At 60.3% G+C, this 315-nt stretch carries 1 protein-coding gene; it reads left to right on the top strand.

The annotated features are described in order from the left end of the window. The coding region (gene sbcD, locus ACSIPU_RS30895) for an exonuclease subunit SbcD (protein WP_435322518.1) at positions 1-315 on the top strand (315 nt) is incomplete at both ends.

Below are 315 nucleotides of genomic sequence, written 5' to 3'. Positions count from 1 at the left end.
ATTTTTACAGCAAAAGCCGCGCGACCGAACACGACGCTTTTCTTACCTGGCTACTGGACCGCGCGCAGGAGCATGAAGTCGACGCCATTATCGTGGCTGGCGATATTTTTGATACCGGCTCGCCGCCGAGCTACGCCCGCGAACTGTATAACCGTTTCGTCGTCCAGTTGCAGCAGACCGGCTGTCGCCTGGTGGTGCTGGCGGGCAACCACGACTCGGTGGCGATGCTCAATGAATCCCGCGATATCCTCGCCTTTTTACACACCACCGTGGTGGCGAACGCCGGCTACGCGCCGATTGAGCTGCCGCTGCGCG

Source organism: Klebsiella sp. HN106 (assembly GCF_051209435.1).
GTDB classification, from domain to species: domain Bacteria; phylum Pseudomonadota; class Gammaproteobacteria; order Enterobacterales; family Enterobacteriaceae; genus Klebsiella; species Klebsiella oxytoca.
Note: the sequence above shows the minus strand (reverse complement) of the source record. Positions and strands in the feature narration are given on the sequence as shown.